This window comes from Pseudomonas sp. Sample_9 (genome assembly GCF_004307535.1).
GTDB lineage: Bacteria > Pseudomonadota > Gammaproteobacteria > Pseudomonadales > Pseudomonadaceae > Aquipseudomonas > Aquipseudomonas mercuritolerans.
Genome location: NZ_RAZO01000513.1, coordinates 1 through 977, shown reverse-complemented (window position 1 = coordinate 977; position 977 = coordinate 1). Strand labels below are relative to the sequence as shown.

The window sequence follows — 977 nt, the reverse complement described above, 5'->3', positions numbered from 1 at the left end:
CATCGATGCCCGGCCCGGCCAGATCGCCGAGCACGCCTTGCAGGCTCTCGATCGTGACACCGCCGGGTGCCAACAGGTGATCACTGACTGAGGACAACAACTCGCTCATAGGTTTACGCCTTAAATTCGTGTTCTGAAGCAGGCCGCTGGGCGCCCTGCGAGAAAAACCGCCGATGACGCGTCACCGGCATGCGCGCCCGGATGGACGCTTGTTCATCGCTGTCGCGGGCGGCCAGCAACACCGCCTCGCCTTGATCCTGCTGGGCCAGCACACGCCCCCACGGGTCGACAATCGCCGCATGCCCGAAGGTCTCGCGTGGCCCTGGATGACTGCCGCCCTGTGCGGCCGCGAGGATATAACACTGTGTTTCGATGGCCCGCGCGCGGATCAGTACATCCCAGTGCGCGGCGCCGGTTACGGCCGTAAAGGCCGACGGTGCAGTAATCAATTCGGCACCGGCGGCACGCAATTCACTGTACAGCTCCGGGAAACGCAAGTCGTAACACACGCTCAGACCGACGCGCCCCACCGGCGTATCCGCCACCACTACATTACCGCCATAAGCATAGTCATCGGATTCACGGTATTGGCCGCGATTGTCGGCGACATCGACATCGAACAGATGCAGCTTGTCATAGCGCGCGACGATCTCGCCGTATTCATTGATCAACAACGAGCAGGCATTGGCTTTGGCCGTGGGTTGACCCAACGGTGGCAACGGCAATGTGCCGGCGACTATCCATAAGGTGAGGTCACGGGCGGTCTGTTTCAACCAGGGCAGGATCTGCCCTTCGCCCAAGGCCTCGGCGCGGCCGATATCGGCGACGTCACGACGGCCCATGGCGGCGAAGTTTTCCGGCAACACCGCAAGTTTCGCCCCGCCGGCGGCGGCCTGTTCAAGCAGGCGTCGGGCCTGGGCCAGATTGGCCGGCACGTCGCTCTGGCTGACCATTTGAATCACCGCTAAAGACATGGC

1 protein-coding gene is annotated in these 977 nt (G+C 62.7%); it reads right to left on the bottom strand.

The genetic code is table 11. The features are described 5' to 3' along the window. Positions 1-113 precede the first annotated feature (113 nt). Positions 114-974, bottom strand: a complete 861-nt coding sequence (locus tag D6877_RS29220) for a carbon-nitrogen hydrolase family protein (RefSeq protein ID WP_130912950.1) — start codon at positions 972-974, stop codon at positions 114-116. Positions 975-977 lie beyond the last annotated feature (3 nt).

Excerpts from the sequence above, each read along its gene's own strand:
- D6877_RS29220 (WP_130912950.1), bottom strand. The coding sequence starts at position 974 with ATGTCTTTAGCGGTGATTCAAATGGTCAGCCAGAGCGACGTGCCGGCC.